Origin of the sequence: Limimaricola sp. G21655-S1, assembly GCF_027213785.1 — a bacterium.
GTDB lineage: Bacteria > Pseudomonadota > Alphaproteobacteria > Rhodobacterales > Rhodobacteraceae > Limimaricola.
The window spans coordinates 32224-53836 of sequence record NZ_JAPWGO010000017.1 but is presented as its reverse complement, the minus strand read 5'-3'; the positions used below and the strand labels follow the sequence as shown (position 1 = coordinate 53836).

General features: G+C 67.0%; 18 protein-coding genes and 1 tRNA gene. 15 read left to right on the top strand and 4 right to left on the bottom strand.

The features are described from left to right. Nucleotides 1-119: 119 nt before the first annotated feature. Together O4G76_RS15585 and O4G76_RS15580 are read right to left on the bottom strand one after the other, a co-directional pair. Nucleotides 120-812, bottom strand: a complete 693-nt coding sequence (locus O4G76_RS15585; protein ID WP_269398178.1) for an SDR family NAD(P)-dependent oxidoreductase — start codon at nt 810-812, stop codon at nt 120-122. Beyond that, the gene (locus O4G76_RS15580) at nt 802-1515 is read right to left on the bottom strand and encodes an SDR family oxidoreductase (protein ID WP_269398177.1); all 714 of its coding nucleotides are present in this window, start codon (nt 1513-1515) and stop codon (nt 802-804) included. Before O4G76_RS15580 ends, O4G76_RS15585 begins: the two co-directional genes overlap by 11 nt. A 91-nt stretch (nt 1516-1606) precedes the next feature. On the opposite strand from O4G76_RS15580, the gene O4G76_RS15575 reads away from it, so the two are divergent. The 8 genes from O4G76_RS15575 to O4G76_RS15540 all read left to right on the top strand — a co-directional run bounded on the left by O4G76_RS15575 (nt 1607) and on the right by O4G76_RS15540 (nt 10969). Continuing rightward, a complete protein-coding gene (locus O4G76_RS15575; protein WP_269398176.1) occupies nt 1607-2407 on the top strand; it encodes a glutathione S-transferase family protein in 801 nt (266 codons plus the stop codon). A 192-nt stretch (nt 2408-2599) separates the two neighbouring features. Next, the gene (locus O4G76_RS15570) at nt 2600-4183 is read left to right on the top strand and encodes a 2-isopropylmalate synthase (RefSeq protein ID WP_269398175.1); all 1584 of its coding nucleotides are present in this window, start codon (nt 2600-2602) and stop codon (nt 4181-4183) included. 185 nt (nt 4184-4368) lie between these two features. Further along, on the top strand, nt 4369-5406 hold the full coding sequence (locus O4G76_RS15565) for a rod shape-determining protein (RefSeq protein WP_085895516.1): 1038 nt from the start codon (nt 4369-4371) through the stop codon (nt 5404-5406). A 77-nt stretch (nt 5407-5483) separates the two neighbouring features. Further along, on the top strand, nt 5484-6437 hold the full coding sequence (gene mreC, locus O4G76_RS15560; RefSeq protein WP_269398174.1) for a rod shape-determining protein MreC: 954 nt from the start codon (nt 5484-5486) through the stop codon (nt 6435-6437). Then, entirely contained in the window at nt 6430-6963 is a 534-nt protein-coding gene (locus O4G76_RS15555; protein ID WP_269398173.1) for a rod shape-determining protein MreD, read from the top strand. Before mreC ends, O4G76_RS15555 begins: the two co-directional genes overlap by 8 nt. Continuing rightward, nucleotides 6960-8900, top strand: coding sequence for a penicillin-binding protein 2 (gene mrdA, locus O4G76_RS15550; RefSeq protein WP_269398172.1), 1941 nt, complete (start codon nt 6960-6962; stop codon nt 8898-8900). Before O4G76_RS15555 ends, mrdA begins: the two co-directional genes overlap by 4 nt. Nucleotide 8901: 1 nt before the next feature. Then, on the top strand, nt 8902-10041 hold the full coding sequence (gene rodA / locus O4G76_RS15545; RefSeq protein WP_269398171.1) for a rod shape-determining protein RodA: 1140 nt from the start codon (nt 8902-8904) through the stop codon (nt 10039-10041). 1 nt (nt 10042) lies between these two features. Then, nucleotides 10043-10969: a glyoxylate/hydroxypyruvate reductase A gene (locus O4G76_RS15540; RefSeq protein ID WP_269398170.1), complete on the top strand. Its 927-nt coding sequence runs from the start codon at nt 10043-10045 to the stop codon at nt 10967-10969. A gap of 63 nt (nt 10970-11032) precedes the next feature. Here the strand turns inward: O4G76_RS15540 and O4G76_RS15535 are convergent, their stop codons facing one another. Further along, a complete protein-coding gene (locus O4G76_RS15535) occupies nt 11033-11812 on the bottom strand; it encodes an SseB family protein (protein WP_269398169.1) in 780 nt (259 codons plus the stop codon). A 3-nt stretch (nt 11813-11815) separates the two neighbouring features. Continuing rightward, complete coding sequence (locus O4G76_RS15530) at nt 11816-12403, bottom strand: uracil-DNA glycosylase family protein (protein ID WP_269398168.1); 588 nt, start codon at nt 12401-12403, stop codon at nt 11816-11818. Between the two features lie 343 nt (nt 12404-12746). Between O4G76_RS15530 and O4G76_RS15525 the strand changes: the two genes are divergently transcribed. The 7 genes from O4G76_RS15525 (at nt 12747) to adh (ending at nt 21274) form a co-directional block, all read left to right on the top strand. Next, a complete protein-coding gene (locus O4G76_RS15525; RefSeq protein ID WP_269398167.1) occupies nt 12747-13400 on the top strand; it encodes an ABC transporter ATP-binding protein in 654 nt (217 codons plus the stop codon). Next, nucleotides 13384-15093 (top strand): capsule biosynthesis protein, encoded by a 1710-nt coding sequence (locus O4G76_RS15520; RefSeq protein WP_269398166.1) that lies wholly within the window; start codon nt 13384-13386, stop codon nt 15091-15093. Before O4G76_RS15525 ends, O4G76_RS15520 begins: the two co-directional genes overlap by 17 nt. An 86-nt stretch (nt 15094-15179) precedes the next feature. Then, a complete protein-coding gene (gene kdsA, locus O4G76_RS15515) occupies nt 15180-16013 on the top strand; it encodes a 3-deoxy-8-phosphooctulonate synthase (RefSeq protein ID WP_269398165.1) in 834 nt (277 codons plus the stop codon). Between the two features lie 140 nt (nt 16014-16153). Beyond that, nucleotides 16154-16228, top strand: a tRNA-Gln gene (locus tag O4G76_RS15510). After that, nucleotides 16228-18528, top strand: a complete 2301-nt coding sequence (locus O4G76_RS15505; protein ID WP_373568043.1) for a DUF6538 domain-containing protein — start codon at nt 16228-16230, stop codon at nt 18526-18528. Before O4G76_RS15510 ends, O4G76_RS15505 begins: the two co-directional genes overlap by 1 nt. A 111-nt stretch (nt 18529-18639) precedes the next feature. Next, the gene (locus O4G76_RS15500) at nt 18640-19632 is read left to right on the top strand and encodes a GAF domain-containing protein (protein WP_373568045.1); all 993 of its coding nucleotides are present in this window, start codon (nt 18640-18642) and stop codon (nt 19630-19632) included. Nucleotides 19633-19753: 121 nt separating this feature from the next. Further along, on the top strand, nt 19754-21274 hold the full coding sequence (adh, locus tag O4G76_RS15495) for an aldehyde dehydrogenase (RefSeq protein ID WP_269398163.1): 1521 nt from the start codon (nt 19754-19756) through the stop codon (nt 21272-21274). Nucleotides 21275-21613 lie beyond the last annotated feature (339 nt).

The window sequence follows — 21613 nt, the reverse complement described above, 5'->3', positions numbered from 1 at the left end:
TCCCGGGGTGATGCGGGACGTCGCCGACCTCGGCCATCACCACCATCTCGCGGCCCTTGTCGGCCTTGCGCAGCGCCGAGAGAGACGGGGTGCGTGACCGCCGAAAGTGAGGACCGGCCTCACCACGGCACCTCCTCTCCGCGCCAGTCGTAAAAGCCCCCCGATTGCGCCGGATCGAGATTGTCCATGACCTGCAACAGGTTCTTCGCCGCCTCCTCGGCCGAAACCATCTTGTGGCGTCCGGCATAGGGGGCGGTGAACTCGGTCTCGACCGTGCCGGGATGCAGGGCCACGAGCACCGCGCCCTTGTCCTGTCGTTTCAACTCCAGCGCCGCGCCATGCAGGATCTGGTTCAGCGCCGCCTTCGAGGCGCGGTAGGAATACCAGCCGCCCATGGCGTTGTCGCCGATGGAGCCGACTCGCGCCGAGAGCACGCCGCAGCGCCCGCCCGGCTCGATCAGCCGGGACAGCTGCCGCAGCACCAGCGCCGGGCCGATGGCGTTGACCGCGATGACCCGGGCCATGTGATCGGCCTCGATCGCGTCGAGCGCCTTTTCCGGCCCCTGCCCTTCGGGCGCGAGAATGCCGATGGCGACGAGGATCAGCGCGAAGGGCCTCTCGACAGCGCCAAGGACCCTTTCGACCGAGGCCGGATCGGTGACGTCGAGCCCGTCATCCCGGCGCGACAGCCGGGTGACGGCCGTGCCGCGCCGCTCCAGTTCGGTGGCGAGCGCCGCGCCGATGCCGCCCGACGCGCCGATCACGAGGGCGGTCGCAGGAACGGTCGCCGGGATGGCGGCGTCAGTCGGCATAGATCATCTTCCGGGTCATGCCCCCGTCGAGCAGGATGCTCTCGCCGGTCATGAACCCCGCCCCGGCGAGCCAGAGCACTGCCTCGGCCACGTCCTCGGGGCGGCCCGCACGGCCCGCCGGATGCTGCGCATGGTCGATCTCGCGCAGCTCGTCCCAGCCGGTCGTCACGATCCAGCCGGGCGCGATGGCGTTCACGCGGATCTCGGGTCCGAGCGAGATGGCGAGCGCGTGGGTCAGCGCCGTCAGCCCGCCCTTGGCGGCAGCGTAGGGTTCGGTCTGCGGCTCGGACTGGTGGGCGCGCGACGAGGTGATGTTGACGATCGCGCCGCGCCGTGCGCGCAACAGCGGCACGCAGTGCTTGGTCATCAGGAAGGCACCGGTGAGATTGGTGCCGATCCATTTCTGCCAATCGGCCAGCGCCAGCTCCTCGATCGGTCCCGCCTCCGGGCTCGCCAGCCCGGCATTGTTGACCAGCAGGTCGAGCCCGTCCCAGCCGGTGGCGGCGATGGCGGCCCGGACCGAGGCCTCGTCCGAGACGTCGCCCTCGATCGCCCGCGCGCCCTCGGGCAGCCCCTGCAACGCCCCGGCGTCGCGGTCCATCGCCGCGACCTCCCAGCCCTCCTGCGCCAGCCGCTCCACGAGGCCGCGCCCGATACCCTTGGCGCCGCCGGTGACGAGCGCCCGCTTCATGTGCTGTGTCATGCGCCGCGAGCTAGAAGGATGCGTTCGCCGGTCAATCCGTGACGGCGCGGCCCCGGCGTGGCATGATGTCCGTCGGAGAGGAGGATCGTCCATGACCCGACCGACCATCTACCATATCCCGGTCTGCCCGTTCTCGCAGCGGGTCGAGATCCTGCTGGCGCTCAAGGGGCTGAGGGATGCGGTCGATTTCCATGTCATAGACATCACCGAACCGCGCCCCGACTGGCTGCTGGAAAAGACCGGCGGCACCACGGCATTGCCGGTACTGGAGACCGAGGACGGCGGCATCCTCAAGGAGAGCCTGGTGATCCTGCGCTATGTCGAGGAACGCTGGGCCGAGCCGCGCATCGCCCGCGCCGACCCGTTCGAGCGCGGCATCGAGCGGCTGTTCATCACCCGCGAGGGGCCGTTCGGCATGTCCGGTTATCTCTACGTGATGAACACCGATCCCGCGAAGCGAGACGACAAGCGCGCGGCGCTGCTCGGGCATTACCGCTGGCTGGGCGAGATGCTGGAGCGGCACAACCCCCAGGGCACATGGCTGTTCGACCGCTACGGGCTGGCCGAGATCGTCTACACGCCGCTGATGATGCGGTTCTGGTTTCTCGAGCATTACGAGGGATTCGATCTGCCCGAGACCCCCGAATTCGATCGCGTGCGTCGCTGGCGCGACGCCTGTCTCGGCTTCGAGGCGGCGCAGCAGGTGCGCTACGAACAGATCGTCAAGCTCTACTACGATTACGCCGTGGGGTCGGGCAACGGCGCGCTGCCAGACGGGCGGCGGCGCTCGAGCTTCGTGTTCGAGCCCGACTGGCGCGACCGGCCGATGCCGCCCCGCGACAAGTACGACCGCGTCGCCTCGGATACCGAGTTGGGACTTCTGTCGGCTTAGGGGTTTTCATCCCGCGAACGGGCGATATAGTCCCGCCCATGAGCCGGAACCTCACCCTCTCGTCCCCCGCGGCCCTGCCCGCGCTTCGGACCCTCCTTCTCCTTACTCGCCTCTGAGCGTGCCCGTCGGCGCGACCGCTCAGAGGGGACAATCGCGCCGGATAACGCACCCGGACCCGAGAGGAATTGAGAGATGACCACCACCCCCGACACCCGCCCCGAAAACCGCGTCCTGATCTTCGACACGACGCTGCGCGACGGCGAGCAATCGCCCGGCGCCACCATGACCCATGCCGAAAAGCTGGAGATCGCCGAGCTGCTCGACGAGATGGGCGTCGACATCATCGAGGCCGGCTTCCCGATCGCCTCGGAGGGCGACTTCAAGGCGGTGAGCGAGATCGCCCGCCAGTCGAAGAACGCCACGATCTGCGGCCTCGCCCGCGCCAACTACAAGGACATCGACCGCTGCTGGGAGGCGGTGAAGCACGCCCGCTCGCCGCGCATCCACACCTTCATCGGCACCTCGCCGCTGCACCGCGCCATTCCGAACCTGACGCAGGACGAGATGGCCCAGCGCATCCACGACACCGTGACCCACGCGCGCAACCTGTGCGACAACGTGCAGTGGTCGCCGATGGATGCGACCCGGACCGAGTGGGACTACCTCGCCCGCGTGGTCGAGATCGCGATCAAGGCGGGCGCGACGACGATCAACATCCCCGACACGGTGGGCTATACCGCGCCGATGGAAAGCGCCGACCTGATCCGCCGGCTGATCGCCGAGGTGCCGGGCGCCGACGAGATCATCTTCGCGACCCATTGCCACAACGATCTGGGCATGGCGACGGCGAACGCGCTGGCCGCGGTCGAGGGCGGCGCGCGGCAGATCGAATGCACGATCAACGGCCTCGGCGAGCGCGCCGGCAACACCGCGCTGGAGGAAGTGGTGATGGCGCTGAAGGTGCGCCACGACATCCTGCCCTGGGACACCGGCATCGACACCCGCAAGATCATGAACATCTCGCGTCGCGTCGCCACCGTCTCGGGCTTCCCGGTGCAGTTCAACAAGGCGATCGTCGGCAAGAACGCCTTCGCGCATGAGAGCGGCATCCACCAGGACGGGATGCTGAAGAACGCCGAGACCTTCGAGATCATGCGCCCCGAGGATGTCGGCCTCAACGCCACCAACATCGTGCTGGGCAAGCATTCCGGCCGCGCCGCGCTGCGCTCCAAGCTGAAGGAGCTGGGCTTCGAGCTGGCCGACAATCAGCTCAACGACGTCTTCGTGCGGTTCAAGGAACTGGCCGACCGCAAGAAGGAGGTCTACGACGACGACCTGATCGCGCTGGTGCGCCAGAACGAGGCGGTCTCGGACCGGCTGCGGCTCAAGTCGCTGAAGGTGGTCTGCGGCACCGAAGGGCCGCAGCACGCCGAGATGACCCTGACCATCGACGACGCGGAGAAGTCGGTCGACGCCACCGGCGACGGCCCCGTGGATGCCACTTTCAACGCGATCAAGGCGCTGTTCCCGCACGAGGCGCGGCTGCAACTCTACCAGGTGGCGGCCGTCACCGAAGGCACCGACGCGCAGGCGACCGTCTCGGTGCGGCTGGAGGAGGACGGGCGCATCGCGACCGGCCAATCCGCCGATACCGACACCGTGGTGGCGAGCGCCAAGGCCTATATCAACGCCGTGAACCGGCTGCTGGTGCGGCGCGAGAAGACCGCCCCGAATGCCGATGTGAAGGGCGTGGGTTATCTCGACGCCGGGGAATGACATCGCGCCGACGCGGCGCCCCGGCGCCGCGTCTTCCATGCAACGGTACGTGAAACGGCGAAAATGCGCTGACCGCAGGGGTTGCAGGCCTTTCCGCGCCGGGCCGTCATGCCTATAAGGCGCGAGGTCCGCAGGCCCTCGGAGTCGCGGAACATCACAGCACTGGGAACGGGATAGATCACGCCATGTTCGGATTGGGCAGCTTGTTTTCGTCTGACATGGCGATCGACCTCGGGACGGCGAACACGCTGGTCTACGTCAAGGGACGTGGCATCGTGCTGTCCGAACCCTCCGTCGTGGCCTACCACGTCAAGGACGGCGTCAAGAAGGTGCTCGCCGTGGGCGAGGACGCCAAGCTGATGCTGGGCCGGACCCCGGGCTCGATCGAGGCGATCCGGCCGATGCGCGAGGGCGTCATCGCCGATTTCGACGTCGCCGAGGAGATGATCAAGTATTTCATCCGCAAGGTGCACAAGCGGACGACCTTCTCGAAGCCCAAAATCATCGTCTGCGTGCCGCATGGCGCCACCCCGGTTGAAAAGCGGGCGATCCGGCAATCGGTCCTTTCGGCCGGCGCGCGGCGCGCAGGCCTGATCGCCGAGCCGATCGCGGCGGCGATCGGATCGGGCATGCCGATCACCGATCCCACCGGCAACATGGTGGTCGATATCGGCGGCGGCACCACCGAGGTGGCGGTGCTGTCGCTCGGCGACATCGTCTATGCCCGCTCGGTCCGCGTCGGCGGCGACCGGATGGACGAGGCGATCGTCAGCTACCTGCGGCGCCAGCACAATCTGCTGGTGGGCGAGGCCACGGCCGAGCGGATCAAGACCCAGATCGGCACCGCCCGGATGCCCGATGACGGCCGCGGCCAGTCGATGCATATCCGGGGCCGCGACCTCCTGAACGGCGTGCCGAAGGAAACCGAGATTTCCCAGGCGCAGATCGCCGAGGCGCTGGCCGAGCCGGTGCAGCAGATCTGCGAGGCGGTGATGACCGCGCTCGAGGCGACACCGCCGGATCTCGCCGCCGACATCGTCGACCGGGGCGTGATGCTCACGGGGGGCGGCGCGCTTCTGGGTCAGCTCGACCTCGCGCTGCGCGAGCAGACCGGGCTCGCCATCTCGGTCGCCGACGAGTCACTCAACTGTGTGGCGCTCGGCACCGGCAAGGCGCTGGAATACGAGAAGCAGCTGCGGCATGTGATAGACTACGACAGCTGAGACGACGCCCCCGCCGGGGACGTCCCGACCCTCCCTCGCGGAGGGTTCCTGCCAGATGACGAGGGGGTGCGCGCTCCTTGGCGAGACCGAGACATAGCGGCGAGGATTACGCCCGCCCGATCCGCAGGCTGCTGGTCGGGCTCTTGCTGCTCGCCCTTCTGGCGCTGTTCGCCCTGTGGCGCATCGACAGCCCCCGCGTGGAGCGGATGCGCGCCGAGGTAGTGGACCGGGTGCTGCCCAGCTTCGACTGGGCGCTGGCGCCCGTCACCGGCCTCGCGACCATGGCCGGCAATTTCCAGAGCTACGCGCATCTGCACGAGCAGAACCAGCAGCTCCGCCGCGAGCTGCAGCAGATGCGCGCGTGGCGCGAGGCGGCGTTGCAGCTCGAGCAGGAGAACGCGAAGCTTCTCGACCTCAACAACGTGCGGCTCGACCCGAGGCTCACCTACATCACCGGCGTGGTGATGGCCGATAGCGGCTCGCCGTTCCGGCAGTCGGTGCTGGTCAATGTCGGCGCCCGCGACGGCGTGCTCGACGGCTGGCCCGCGATGGACGGGATCGGGCTGGTCGGCCGGATCTCTGGCGTGGGGCATGCCTCGAGCCGGGTGCTGCTGCTCACCGATACCTCGTCGCGCATTCCCGTCACGATCCAGCCCTCGGGGCAGCGCGCGATCCTCGCCGGCGACAACACGATCTATCCGCCGATCGACTTCCTCGAGAACCCCGACCTCGTGCGCCCCGGCGACCGGGTCGTTTCCTCGGGCGATGGCGGCATGTTCCCGGCCGACCTGCTGGTGGGACAGGTGACGATGGGCTCGGACGGGCGGCTGCGGATCCGTCTTGCCGCCGACTACGAGCGGCTCGAATTCCTGCGGGTGCTGCGCAGCCATCAAGCCGAGACCGTCGACGAGACGGGCCGGCTGATCGTGCCCGAGCCGCGCGAGGTCTTCGGCCCGCCGGCACCGGCGCCCGAAAGCCTCGGGCTGGCCGAACCAGAACCGGACGAGGCCGCGGAGGCGCCCGATGGCTAGCCCCCGGCAGGCCCGGCTCTGGCTCGGCCGCGCGGGTTTCGCCGCGCTGGCCATGGGGCTGATCTTCCTGCGGCTGCTGCCGCTCGACACGCTGCCGCCGCGCTGGGCCGGGCCGGACCTCCTGCTGGTGGCGGTGCTGTTATGGGTGGTGCGGCGGCCCGGCTTCCTGCCGGTCTGGCTGGTGGCCGCGGTGGTGCTGCTGGCCGATTTCCTGTTCCAGCGGCCGCCGGGGCTGATGGCGGCACTGACGGTGATCGCGACCGAGATGCTCAGGCGACGGCACATGCGGCTGCGCGCCGGCGGCTTCGCCGCCGAATGGGCGGCGACGAGCCTCGCCGTGGCGGGGATCCTCGCGGCGACGCAGCTGGCGCTGCTGATCACCGTGGTGCCCGCACCACCGCTCGGCCTCGTGGCGAGCCAGGCCGTCACCACCGCGCTGGCCTACCCGCTCGCCGCCATCGCCGCGCGCTGGCTGTTCCGCATCGGCCACCGCCCCACCGATAGCCGTCGGAGGATTTCCGTATGAAACGACCGCCGAAGGAAACCGCCGAAAGCGCCCGTCGCATCGGGCGGCGCAGCCTCGTCATCGGTGCCTCGCAGCTTGCCATGATCGGCGTGCTGGGCTGGCGGATGCGGTCGATGCAGGTCGACGAGGGCGAGATCTACCGCTCTCTCGCCGAGGAGAACCGTATCAACATGCGGCTGATCCCGCCGGCGCGCGGGCTGATCTTCGACCGCAACGGCGTGCCGCTCGCGGTCAACGAACAGAACTACCGCGTCGTGATAACCCGCGAGGATGCGGGCGATGTCGACGACACGCTCGACCGGCTGGCGCGGCTGATCGACCTGCCGCCCGAGGCGATCGAAAGCGCCAAGGCCGAGATGGCCCGTCGCCCCGCCTTCGTTCCGGTCACCGTGGCCGAGCGGGTGCCGTGGGACGACGTGGCCAAGGTCACCGTCAACGCCCCTGCCCTGCCCGGCATCACCGCCGAGGTCGGCCTGTCGCGCCATTACCCGCGCGGCTCCGATACCGCGCATGTGGTGGGCTATGTGGGTCCGGTCTCCGATTACGACCTGTCGAAGATGGAGAACCCCGACCCGCTGATGCAGATCCCGCGCTTCCAGATCGGCAAGACCGGGGTCGAGGCCAAGTTCGAGGAAGAGCTGCGCGGCTCCGCCGGCACCAAGCGGATCGAGGTCAACGCCGCGGGCCGGGTGATGCGCGAGATCGACCGCGAGGAGGGCAAGTCCGGCGCCGACATCCAGCTCACCCTCGACAGCAAGCTGCAAAGCTACACCGAGGCGCGGCTCGAGGGCGAGAGCGCCTCGGTGGTGGTGATCGATCTGGAGACCGGCGACCTGCGCGCCGTGGCCTCGGCCCCGACCTTCGACCCGAACCTCTTCGTGCGCGGCATCTCGGGGTCCGACTGGCGCGCCCTGAACGAGAACAAGTACCGCCCGCTCTCGGCCAAGACCGTGCAGGGCGCCTACCCGCCCGGTTCGACCTTCAAGATGGTGGTCGCCATGGCGGCGCTGGAATCGGGGCTCGTCGGCCCCGAGGACACCGAGTACTGCCCCGGCTATTCCGAGGTCGGCGGCACCCGCTTCCATTGCTGGAAGCGCGGCGGCCATGGCAACGTCAACATGCATCGCAGCCTGCAGGAAAGCTGCGACGTCTATTACTACGAGATCAGCCAGAAGATCGGCATCGACCGCATCGCCGAGATGGCGCGCAGGCTCGGCGTCGGCGTGCCGCTCGACGTGCCGATGTCGGCGGTGAGCGAGGGGGTGGCCCCCGACACCCAGTGGAAGCGCGACCGCTACGGTGAGAGCTGGCGCATCGGCGATACCGTCAACGCCTCGATCGGCCAGGGCTACGTGCTGGCGACGCCGCTCCAGCTCGCGGTGATGTCGGCGCGGCTTGCCACCGGGCGCGATGTGCGGCCACGGCTGGTGCATTCGATCGGCGGCGAGATCCAGCCCTCGGGCGCCGGCGAGCCGATGGGTCTCAACGAGAATTACCTGCGCCGGGTGCGCTCCGCGATGAACGATGTCTCGAACGCCCCGCGCGGCACCGGCTACGGCGCGCGGATCGTGGCCGAGGGGATGCAGATGGCAGGCAAGTCCGGCACCAGCCAGGTGCGCCGCATCACCGCCGAGGAGCGGGCCCGCGGCGTTACCTCGAACGCCGACCTGCCGTGGGAACGGCGCGACCACGCGCTCTGGGTCAACTTCGCCCCCTACGATAACCCGCGCTTCGCCGTCTCGGTCGTGGTCGAGCATGGCGGCGGCGGCTCCTCGGTCGCCGCCCCGATCGCGCGCGACGTGACGCTGCAGGCGCTCTATGACGGGCCGCCGCCGCTCGAGGCCTATCCCTCGAACCTGCGCGACGCGATCGCCGAGCAGCAAAAGCGCATCGAGAACCACGTGGCGCGCGGCATGACCGCCTCCGACAGGGCCTGAGATGAGCTACCTCGAGACCAACGCCAAGTTCGTCCCCACGGGCTTTCGCAAGCTGCTTTACCTCAACTGGCCGGTGATCCTGCTGATCACCGCCGTCTGCAGCTTCGGCTTCCTGATGCTCTACTCGGTCGCCGGCGGTTCGCCCCGGCCCTGGATGGAGCCGCAGATGAAGCGTTTCGGCGTCGGCATGGTGGCGATGATCGTCGTCGCCATGGTGCCGATCTGGTTCTGGCGCAACATGGCGCTCGTGGCCTATGGCGGCTCTCTGGCATTGCTCGTGGCGGTGGACATGTTCGGCGAGGTCGGCATGGGCGCCCAGCGCTGGATCGACCTCGGGCCGATCCGGCTGCAGCCCTCGGAGCTGATGAAGGTCAGCCTCGTGATGTTCCTCGCCGCCTATTACGACTGGCTGCCGCTCAGGCGCACCTCGCACATCTTCTGGGTGCTGCTGCCGGTCGTCTTCATCTCGATCCCGACGCTGCTGACGCTGGCCCAGCCCGATCTCGGCACGGCGCTGCTCTTGCTGATCGGCGGCGCAACGGTGATGTTCGCGGCAGGCGTCCACTGGGCCTATTTCGCCACCGTGATCGCGGCAGGGGTCGGCACGGTCTATGCCGTCTTCGTGTCGCGGGGCACGCCATGGCAGCTTCTCAAGGATTACCAGTACCGCCGCATCGACACGTTTCTCGATCCCTCGAACGATCCCTTGGGCGCGGGCTACCACATCACTCAGGCCAAGATCGCACTGGGCTCGGGCGGCTGGACCGGGCGCGGCTTCATGCAGGGCACGCAGTCGCGGCTCAACTTCCTGCCCGAGAAGCACACCGACTTCATCTTCACCACGCTGGCCGAGGAGTTCGGCTTCGTCGGCGCCTCGACGCTGCTGGCGCTCTATGCGCTGATCATCTTCTTCTGCGTGGTGTCGGCGGTGAACAACCGCGACCGCTTCGCCTCGCTGCTCACGATCGGCATCACCATGACGTTCTTCCTGTTCTTCGCGGTGAACATGTCGATGGTGATGGGGCTCGCCCCGGTGGTCGGCGTGCCGCTGCCGCTGGTGAGCTATGGTGGCTCGGCGATGCTGGTGCTGCTGCTGGCTTTCGGGCTGGTGCAGAGCGCGCATGTCCACAAGCCGAGGTGACATGAGAATTCTGTTTTCCGCGCCCGACACGGACTGGGCCGATTATCGCGAATTGCTGCCCCGGGGGCTTACCGAGGCCGGCATCGAGGCGGAGCTGTCGCGGGACGCCGATCCGGAGACGGTCGATTACATCGTCTATGCGCCCAATGACGCGCTGCGCGACTTCACGCCATTCATCCGCGCCCGTGCCGTGCTCAGCCTCTGGGCCGGGGTGGAGCGGATCGTCGGCAACGCGACGTTGACCCAGCCGCTGACCCGGATGGTCGATGCGGGGCTCGAACGGGGCATGGTGGAATACGTGTCCGGTCACGTGCTGCGTCATCACCTCGGCATGGATGCGCATATCCTCAACCCGGAGCGCGCTTGGCATCCGACGCCGCCGCCTCTGGCCGCCGACCGTCCCGTGACCGTGCTGGGTCTTGGCGCGCTGGGGCGGGCCTGCGCCGAGACGCTTGCGGGGCTGGGTTTCCCGGTGACTGGTTGGAGCCGCACGCCGAAAGAGATCGAGGGGCTGCGTTGCCTGTCCGGTGAGGACGGCCTGACGCAGGCGCTGCGCGACGCGCAGATCGTGGTGACGCTGCTGCCGCTGACCCCCGAGACGGAGAACCTGCTTGATGACACGCGCCTTGCCCTGCCCGCGCGCGGCGCGGCGCTCATCAATCCCGGGCGCGGGCCGCTGATCGACGACGCGGCCTTGCTGGCGGCGTTGGACGAGGGGCGGATCGGCCATGCGACGCTCGACGTGTTCCGCATCGAGCCGCTGCCTGCGGACCATCGCTACTGGCGGCATCCGCAGGTCACGGTGACGCCGCATGTCGCCTCGGCCACCCGCCCCGCCACGGCGGCGCGGGTGATCGTCGAGAATATCCGGCGCTCGGAGGCGGGCGAGCCACTCTTGCACCTCGTGGACCGGGGACGCGGCTATTGAGACCGTCCGAACGGGGCTGGCGGCGTGTTTGCGTATTTCTGGAACAAAGTGGCCTGAAGGAGCCTAGTGCAGCCGCGGCGGTTTTTCCGGGTCCATGCCCGGGGCCTTGGGTCCCGGCGCGACATGCGGCTGCGGCAGCTTGAGACGCAGGCCGACGCGGGCGATGCGCCTCGCGGTTTCGCTGCCGCCCTTAAGGAAGGCCACGTCGAGCGCGCCCTCTTCCAGCCCCGAGAAGGTCAGCGCCTCGCCCACGGCAACGGCAAGGCCGCGCTCAGCCACCGGTGCCGGATCGATGAAGGCCAGAAGCGGTGCTTCGCGGCCATCGGCATATTCGACCCGCACCAGCCAAGCCTCTTGCGCCAGACCGCGCGCCGAAGCCAGCTTTTCGTCGAGCGCGGCCAGGAGCTTTTCCGAGAAATCCTTGGGCGGGTTCACCGCCACCGGCCGGTCGGCGGCCTGTTGCGGCGCATGGGTCAGCGTCTCGGCCAGCCAGACCAGCGCCTCCGGCGGCAGCAGCCGTGCCGAGGCCGCCACGCGCGGGTTGAGCGCGAGACCCAGACCCTGCGCACCGAGGATCTGCGCCAGCGCCCGCCCGGGCACCGCGGCGTGGAAGGCGGCCGCGCCCGCATAGTCCGACAGGCGCTCTTCGCGATCGAAGGCCACCGCATAGCTCTGCCCGGCCTCGTCGATGGTCACGGGGGTCACGTTCTCGTCGCCCGCCTCCTCGGCCAGCAGCAGGTACAACTCGGCATCGGCGAGACGCCCGTAATAGCGCAGCCGCGCCGCATCATCCTCGGGCGACGCATCCATCATGGCCGAGGCCACGTCGAGACCGGTTTCCATGTGTCAGTCCTCCATGACCTCTCGCACGCGGGCCTTCAGATCCGGGAGAACCTCCCCGCCGAACCACGGGTTGCGCTTGAGCCATGCGGTATTGCGCCACGACGGATGAGGCAAGGGAAACAGCTCGGGGCCGTATTCGCGCCAGCGTCGCACCCGTTCGGTCACGCCCGGCCCGCGACCCAGATGCCAGTTCATCGCCGCGCCGCCGATCAGCACGGTGAGCCGGATATCGCTCAGCTCGGACAGCACCCGGTCGCGCCAGACCTGCGCGCAGACCGGCGGCGGCGGCAGGTCCGAGCCCTTGGCGTCATATCCGGGAAAGCAGAAGGCCATCGGCACGATGGCCACGCGCGTTCGGTCGTAGAAGGCGTCCTCGTCGAGACCCAGCCAGTCGCGCAGACGGGTGCCGGAGCGATCCCAGAACGGGGTGCCGGCCTCGTGCACGCGAAGCCCCGGCGCCTGGCTCGCGATCAGGAGCCGGGCGCCGGGGCGAAACCAGACCACCGGACGCGGCGTGTGGCGCGTCGCGGTGGCGGCAAAGCGGTCGGCGCAGAGGCGGCAGGCGGAAAGATCGGAACGAAGCTGGTCCATCGCCGATCATCTATGTGCCCAAGGCCCCCGCGCAAGGGCCCGATCAGACCCGGCGGCCGCCGCGCAGGAACTTGCGTGCGAGTTTCCAGATCGCGAAATACTTGACGAACTTGCGCATGACGTCACTCCTTCACTAAGGGGGTTCGGCCACTAAACGCGCGGCCGAAGCCGAAGGTCCATGCGGTGGCGAAGGACGCGCAAGGCCCCGACGGGAAACAGTCCCCCAGTTTGGCGAGGATTTCGGCGCTCTTTCGCCTTAAAGCCCTTCTAGACAGGGCTTCAGGGCATCCGGTACCGGCCCTATGTGGTTGAACGGGGCGACGAGGGCAGAAACGGGGAGCCGATGCTCGAATTCGATGAGGTCAGCAAGTCCTTCTGGACCGGCAAACGCCGCAAGGTGATCCTCGACCGGGCCTCGTTCCGGGTCGAGCTCGGCCGTTCGCTCGGGATTCTGGCGCCGAACGGCACCGGCAAGACGACGCTGATCAACATGATGGCCGGGCTGGAAAAGCCCGATGAGGGGCGGATCATCCGCAGTTCCCGGATTTCCTTTCCGCTCGGCTTCATGGGGGGCGTGGTGCCGCGTCACAGCGCGCGGGAGAACGCGCGTTACATCGCCCGCCTCTACGGGCTCGATCCCGATTACGTCGAGGCCTTCTGCCGCTGGCTCTGCGGCATCGCCGAGTATTTCGATCGTCCCGTCGGCACCTACAGCCAAGGCATGCGCGCGCGTTTCGGCTTTTCGTTGATGCTGGCGCTCGATTTCGACATCTACCTGATCGACGAGGGCATGCCACAGACCACGGATGCCGAGTTCAACCGCAAGGCGGGCGAGATATTGCGCGAGCGGCTGGAAACGACGACGGTCGTGATCGTCTCGCACCAGCCGCAGACGCTGGAACGCTTTGCCCGGCAGGCCGCCGTGCTCCGCCACGGCCAGCTGCACATGTTCGACAGTCTCGAGGAGGCACGGGAGCTCTATGACTACCAAGCCTAGGGTGACCCGCTACCGCCTGCGCGCAGGCGCGCCGCTCGCTCCGCCCGCGCTCGAGGCGGCCCGGGGCGTCGCCGACGCCGACACCGAGGCCAGCACGGCCGAGGCCGAAGCCGGGCATAGGCAGGCCGGGACCGCCGTCGCGATGCGCCCGGTTCAGCAATGGCTGGCCGAGGACGAGGCCGGGCCGGCCAACGCTGCCCGACCCGCGACGCCGGCCTCCGCGTCCGGCGGAAGCTTCGCCAATGTCGAGGACGAGATCGACCGGATCCGCCAGGAGGGGCTGAGTGGCAGGCAGCTGCGCATGGCGCGGCGCGTGGCGCAGAAGCAGGGGCTGGAGGTGAGCTCTGATTACGACGCGGTGCGCCAGCTTCGCGCGCGCGGTGTCGATCCGTTCCAGCGCTCGAACATCATCGAGCTGGTCGTGCCACGGCAGCAGGACGATGAGACCGGGATGTCGCCCCGCGTGCAGCTTCCCTCCACCGTGCCCGATCCCGATCGCAGCCTGCCCTCGACCAAGCGGGCTGACCCCGGCGCCTCGGCCGAGCGCCGCGCCTCCGAGATCGGTCGGATCCAGCGCGACCTCGCGAAGCGCCGCCGCCGCCGCATGGCGCTCCTGTGCCTGCGGCTGGCGCTCTTCGTGCTGCTGCCGACGGTGCTGGCCGGCTACTACTTCTTCGCGGTCGCCACCCCGATGTACGCCACTCGCTCGGAATTCGTGATCCAGCAGGCCGAACCGCAGGCCGGCCCCGGTCTGGGCGGGCTGTTCCAGGGCACCTCCATGGCGACGCAGCAGGACAGCATCACCGTTCAGTCCTACCTGACCTCGCGTGCGGCCATGGTCCGGCTCGACGAGGAGGAGGACTTCAAGGAGGTGTTCTCCGACCCCGCCATCGACCCGTTGCAGCGCCTGCCCCGTCCCGCCACGAACGAGGCCGCCTACGATCTCTACCAGGATCACGTGAGGATTTCCTACGACCCCACCGAGGGCATCGTGAAGATGGAGGTGATCGCCCCCGACCCCGAAACCTCGCAGCGCTTTTCCGAGGCGCTTCTGGGTTATGCCGAGGAACAGGTCGACCAGCTCACCGCTCGGCTGCGCACCGACCAGATGCAGGGCGCGCGAGAGAGTTACGAGACAGCCGAGGCGCGCCGCGCCGAAGCCCTGGCCAACTGGCTCAGGATCCAGCAGGAGGTGCAGCAGATCGACCCGGTGGGCGAGACCGCGGCGCGCACGTCGCAGATCTCGGCGCTCGAGACCCAGCGCCAGCAATTGCAGCTGGAGTTGCAGACCCGTCTCGCGGTGCGCCGCCCGAACGAGGCGCAGGTGAACTCGCTCAGAAGCCAGATCGCGGGCATCGAGGCGCTGATCTCGGACCTGCGCCGCGAGATGACCGAAGCCTCGGAACAGGGCGCTTCGCTCGCCGCGCGCAATACCGAACTGCGGCTGGCCGAAGAGGATTACGGTTTCCAGACGCTTCTGGTGCAGCAGGCGCTGCAGCAGATGGAGGCGGCGCAGATCGAGGCCAACCGGCAGGTGCGCTACCTGTCGCTCGGGGTCGAACCTGTGGCCCCGGACGAGCCGACCTATCCCAAGGCGCTTGAGAACACGGCACTGGCCTTCCTGATCTTCTCGGGCATCTACCTGATGCTCTCGCTCACCGTTTCGATCCTGCGCGAGCAGGTGTCGGGCTGAGCGGCGGGGGGGGGGGGGGGGGGCGCCCCCCCCCCCCCCCGCCGCGCTAGACCGGGCCCCGACAGCATGCGAAAGGCCCCTGCCCCATGATCGACATCCAGATAGGCTCACTCACGGTCGGCAACGACCGCCCCCTCACCCTGATCGCCGGACCCTGCCAGCTCGAATCCTCGGACCACGCGCAGATGATCGCGGGCCAGATGGCCGAGGCCTGCGCCGCCCACGGCGCGCAATTCGTGTTCAAGGGCAGCTACGACAAGGCCAACCGCACCTCGATTTCGGGCAAGCGCGGCCTCGGCATGGAGGCCGGGCTGCGCGTGCTCGACGACGTGAAGCGTGCCATCGGCTGCCCGGTGTTGACCGACATCCATGGCGCCGATCACTGCGCGCCCGTGGCCGAGGTGGCCGACATCCTGCAGATTCCGGCCTTCCTGTGCCGCCAGACCGATCTGCTCCTGGCCGCTGGCGAGACCGGCGCTGCCATCAACGTCAAGAAGGGCCAGTTCCTGGCGCCATGGGACATGGCCAACGTCGCGGAGAAGATCGCCTCGACCGGCAACCGCCGTATCCTCCTGACCGAGCGCGGCGTCTCCTTCGGCTACAACACGCTGGTGGCCGACATGCGGTCGCTGCCCGAGATGATGAAGACCGGCTACCCGGTGGTGATGGACGCGACCCATTCGGTGCAGCAGCCCGGCGGCCTGGGCGGGGCTTCGGGCGGGCAGCGCGAATTCGCGCCGGTGATGGCGCGCGCGGCGGCGAGCCTCGGCATCGCGGCGGTGTTCATCGAGACCCACGAAGCGCCCGACACCGCACCTTCGGACGGGCCGAACATGGTGCCGCTGTCGCAGATGCCGAAGCTGGTCGCCACGCTCATGGGCTTCGACCGTCTCGCCAAGACCGACCCGATCCGCCTTTGATCCCCGCCGCGCGGGCCGCGTCCCGGTCCGCGCCACCCCGCCTTGGCGATGCGGAAAAATGCCCCGGCGGAAGCCGCAAAAATCCCGCATCTGGCTCTTGCAGCCGCCAGCCGACAAGGTTAGACAGCCGCCACACCTGCTGGGGTGTAGCCAAGTGGTAAGGCAGCGGTTTTTGGTACCGTGTACCGTAGGTTCGAATCCTACCACCCCAGCCATGTTTCCCCCAAAACCGCCAAAAGCCCAAGAATATAGGGTCGACAGATCGCTGTCGCAAAACGCCGTGTCACACCCGCCCGAGGGTATGACACAAACTATGACACAGCGCGTGTCACAGGCCCCGAGACTGCGGCGCATGGCTGCCCCCCCGCCGGGGCATAGATCGCCTCGTCCCCGCTCGGCCGGACCCTACCTCCAGCGGCGCGGGCGCATCTACTACTTCCGAAAACGCTTACCCAACGTCATCGCAATTCATGGTGGCAGATCCTTTCTGTGTTTGTCCCTTCGAACCGCTCTACTGTCCGAGGCGATGAGCCGGACGGCTCGTCTCCTCGCAATCGTAGAGCGCGAAGAGACAAGAATAATGACCGACTCCACCTACCAAGACATGCCGGCCGAAGAGATCACGGCGGTTCTGACGGAAGCGCTGCGGCAGGAGCTTGGCCGCATCCTCATCGAGCAAGATCAAGGCCCCCTCCTCGGCGACGAGGAGATCGACGCCCGCATTGAGCTTCTCGAGCAGGAAAACCTTACGCTCAAGCGCCGCGCCCGTCACAACGACTTTGCCCAGGTTGCAGAGCCGCTTCGAGCCGCCGCTCAGGTTCTCGGCATCACGCTGCCGGAGACGATCCCCAGCGACCTTGGCCGCCGCGCCGTCGACCTGTTCCGCGACTTGAAAGATATCGAAGGCAAGGCGCTCGATGGCGTGGATGCACGCACGGAGGCTGCCCCTCTCGTGGCCCGCTTCAGTGCGGCCCCGGTCGACACGTTCGTGTCCTGCGGCCCCGTCCTGCTCTCGGAGTGCTGGGAGCGCGCACTGAAGCTATACCCCACCAAGAGCATGAAGGGGAATATCGACGCGATCGCCAAGGTCGCGATCGAGTTCCTCGGCGACGTTCCGGTGACCATGATCACCAAGCGAAAACAGGAAGAGTTCTTTGCCTGGATGGCACGCCTGCCGAAAAGCCAAGGGCGGAGCCACGGCAAGAACCGGTTCACCGAAAAGGCCCGCAGTGAGGGCCGCCCCGTCAAAGAACGCCGGCAGCTCACGAAGCAGGACGAGATCGACATCGCCGACGCGGCGGACGAGGCCGCAACCGAAGAGATCCGTGCGCAGACGGACATCTGCGACCTCGAGAAGCGCGCGCTCCTCGTCGAAAAGCTGGTGCCTCGGCTGACCATGACTACGCTGCGCCGCAACCGCGACGGGCTCAACCGTCTCTTCAAGGCGGCCTCCGACCTCGGATGCAAGGAGGCACCCAGCGCCCTCTCCTACAAGGAAGTCGAGCGGACAATCCAGGCAGCGGCACCTGACGATCCCCTCTATATCCGCGTCACCAAGCCCAAGCTCCGCATGCCGTGGACCGAAGAGCGGCTTGCACAATTCCTCACTTGCCCAATTTACACGGGCTGCGCCTCGGAGCATCGCCGATGGAAGCCCGGGTCAGTCATCGTGCGCGACGCCTTCTACTGGGTGCCGCTCATTCTTCTCACGGTGGGTACCCGAATCGAGGAAGTCCTCCTGCTCAAGCGCAACAGCCTGCGGCTGCGGAACCAGGTGCACTGTCTTGCCCTTGGGTTCACCAGCGAGGCCCTCGGTAAGACGGAAGACGCCGAGCGGATCATCCCGATTCCGCAGCTTCTACTTGACCTTGGCTTCGTGGACTGGATCAAGTCACTCGATGACGTTCATGGCCCCCTTCTCTTCCCAGAAATCGCGCGCCGTACCGAAACTGGAAAGGTCACCGAGACCTTCGGCAAAGCACTGACGCGGACCCTTGGCCATCTTGAACTCGCGGATTTTGACGAGGACATTTATGCCGCGCGCAAGACGCTGAGCTCCATGCTGCGGAGCGCACATGTGGAAGACGGGCAGCGGCAAGCGCTCGCTGGTCACAAGTCCGGGTCGATCTTGAACCGCCATTATACCGCGCATCACACCAAGGACCTCAAAACCGCGGTCGACAAGGCAGATTTCAAGCTCGAGATCGCTCCCAGCCTGGAGCATGGCCACCCCGTCATCCGGGCTTGCGACCTGGCACCCCTGGAAAGCTTTTCGGTAGAGGTCGTTCTGGGAAAGGACGGCGAAGCGGACGCCATTCGGGTCCACGGCTCCGACAGTAGCGTAAGCCTTTTCAGCTTCGAGCGAGATAAGACGCCAAACGGCGTAGCGTCGAAGCGTGCCAAAGTATTGGCTGCCGCGAAGGAGTTTCGCGAAGTTGTCGGGACCCGCCCCCTCCGTCTGCCGCGCAGCCCGCTGAAGCGGTCCGCCATCGAGCACTTCCATGCATTGGGATGAGTCGACCGGAAAACCTTCTTTCGAGGGAACTTCAGACTTGGAAATCTCGCTGGACGGTCGGGTTTTGCCAGACTGCTGATGACCGGCTTCACCGAGAGACGCACCCTCATTATGCTCAGCCCTCAGGGGAGAAGTCTATTGAAGCCGGATTCGCGACATGTGGAACGGGTGATGGAAACCGCCGGGCACCCTACCGCGGCGGCGCGATCACGGCTTGCAGCATCTTGGCGTCGCTCGCTTGATCATCACGGGCTGGACCCCGGCCAGCGGGATGAAGTGCGGAGGATCACTGAAAGCGAGTTGTTCAGGCGGCGCGAGAAGGCGGAGGACATGCGCCGCATCGCGATGCCCAAGCTCGACAGCCTGTACCAGCTGGTCGGCAGCTCCGGCTGCGGCGTATTGCTGACGGACGCCGACGGCGTTGTGCTGGACCTACGTGCGTCCAAAGGCGACCAATCGGTGTTCGAGTGCTGGGGGCTGACTCCCGGTGCGGACTGGTCGGAAGCGTCGGAGGGCACCAACGGCATCGGGACCTGCATAGCCGAAAGCCGCCGCGTCATCATACACCGGGATGAGCATTTCCATGCACGGAACACGGGCATGAGTTGCATCGACGCACCCGTCTTCGGGCCGGAAGGCGAACTGATCGGAGCGCTCGATGTCTTGTCGGCCCGGGCCGACCAGACCGAGACGATCAACCGGCTGATTGCGGCGCAGGTGGCGCAAACTGCACGCCAGATCGAAATGGACTATTTCCGCGCCACGTTCCCGGATGCACGCATCATCGTCGCGGACGTCGACGATACCAACTCGGTCATGTTGCTGGCGGTAGATGGCGACGACCTTGTTCTCGGCGCCACGCGCGGAGCACGGATTGCATTCGGCCTTGGTGCCACTGGGCCGATCCGGTCGATCCCGGCAGCGGACCTCTTCGGGTGCGGGGACGGCCCAACTGGGTTCGAGAAAGCCGAACGCGCCGCGGTGAAACGAGCTCTGTCACGCGCCAACGGCAACGTGTCCGAGACCGCGCGGGCACTCGGTGTGGGCCGTGCGACGCTTTACCGGCGGATGAAACGACTTGGCTTGGGTGAGAGCCTGACCTGACCTGTCTCAGGGCTGAGACAAGGCCGGGTCAGGATTTGCGGTGCTCGGATGACAGATCACAGAGTAATGCGCAGCCTGCTTCCAGTCCCGGCGGAGGACCGGGATGGATGGAGGAGCTTTCATGAACGAGATGACGCAAGTCTCAGGCGAATACACCTCGCCGTTCAAAACGCGTTACGACAATTTCATCGGCGGCAAGTTCGTCGCACCAGTGAAGGGCCAGTATTTCGACAACATCACGCCGATTACGGGCGAAAAGGTCTGCGAGGTGGCGCGGTCTACGGCCGAAGACGTCGAACTGGCGCTCGATGCGGCCCATGCCGCGAGAGAGGCCTGGGGGAGGACCAGCGCCGCAGAACGTTCGAACATCCTTTTGACAATCGCCGACCGGGTCGAAGAAAACCTCGACCTGATCGCGACGGCCGAAACATGGGACAACGGCAAGCCCATCCGCGAGACGACCGCCGCCGACATTCCCCTGTCCGTCGATCACTTCCGCTACTTCGCCGGGGTGCTGCGCGCGCAAGAAGGGAACATGTCCGAGATCGACCACGACACCGTGGCCTATCACTTCCACGAGCCGCTGGGCGTGGTCGGCCAGATCATCCCGTGGAACTTCTCGGTGCTGATGGCGGCGTGGAAGCTGGCGCCGGCCCTCGCTGCGGGCAACTGCGTGGTGCTGAAACCGGCGGAGCAGACCCCGGCGGGAATAATGGTGTTGGCCGAGATCATCGCGGACCTGCTGCCGGACGGAGTCCTGAACATCGTCAACGGCATGGGACCCGAGGTGGGTGGTCCTTTGGCCGAGAGCCCGCGCATCGCCAAGATTGCCTTCACAGGGTCCACCGAGACGGGCCGCATCATCATGAAGGCCGCGACCAAAAACCTGATCCCCGTCACGCTCGAGCTGGGCGGCAAGTCACCGAACATCTTCTTCTCCGACGTGATGGCGGAGGACGATGCTTTCCTCGACAAGGCGGTCGAAGGCTTCGTGCTTTTCGCCTTCAATCAGGGCGAGGTCTGCACCTGCCCGTCCCGGGCCCTGATACAAGAAGACATCTACGAGGAGTTCATCAAGCGCTGCATCGCTCGCGTCGAGGCGATCAAGCAGGGTGACCCGCGCGAGATGGACACTATGGTCGGCGCCCAAGCCAGCCAGGAGCAGCAGGATAAGATCACGTCCTACCTGACCATCGGCGTCGAGGAAGGGGCCGAGGTTCTCACCGGCGGTGCCGCGGCCAAATTCAACGGCGACCTCGCGAACGGCTTCTACATCCAGCCGACGATCCTAAAGGGCCACAACAAGATGCGGGTCTTCCAGGAGGAGATTTTCGGCCCCGTGGTCTCGGTCACCACCTTCAAGGACGAGGCCGAGGCGCTCGCCATCGCCAATGACACAATGTACGGCCTCGGCGCCGGCGTTTGGACCCGCGACGGCACCCGCGCCTACCGGTTCGGCCGCAGCATCGAGGCCGGCCGTGTTTGGGTGAACAACTACCACGCCTACCCAGCGCACGCGGCATTCGGCGGTTACAAGCAGTCCGGCATCGGGCGCGAGACGCACAAGATGATGCTCGACCACTACCAGCAGACCAAGAACATGCTCGTCAGCTACAACCCTAACAAGCTCGGCTTCTTCTGATCCAACAGTCTCGGAATCTCGTTGTCGGCCGCACTTTGCGACCGACATTTGTCAGGGTGGTGTTCGCCGAGCACTGGACTTCCACTCTTCCGGCAGGCGGGCCTCGAAGGTTCGGCCGTTGAGGGCCCGATTACGGCCCTTTCCTGATATTGGTGGATGTCGCAGCGAATGTCAGCTTTGACTACGTCAATCTGGATCTAATCGGTAGGAGTCTCGGCTACTCCGAAGAAATCGAAGCCGAAATTGGTTGTGGCAGCGCCCACCCCGTGGTTCCCGCCGTAGTACTTCGCGCATTTCGGGCAGGTCGTTTAGATGAAGTAGCCCTTGCCCTCCATGGCG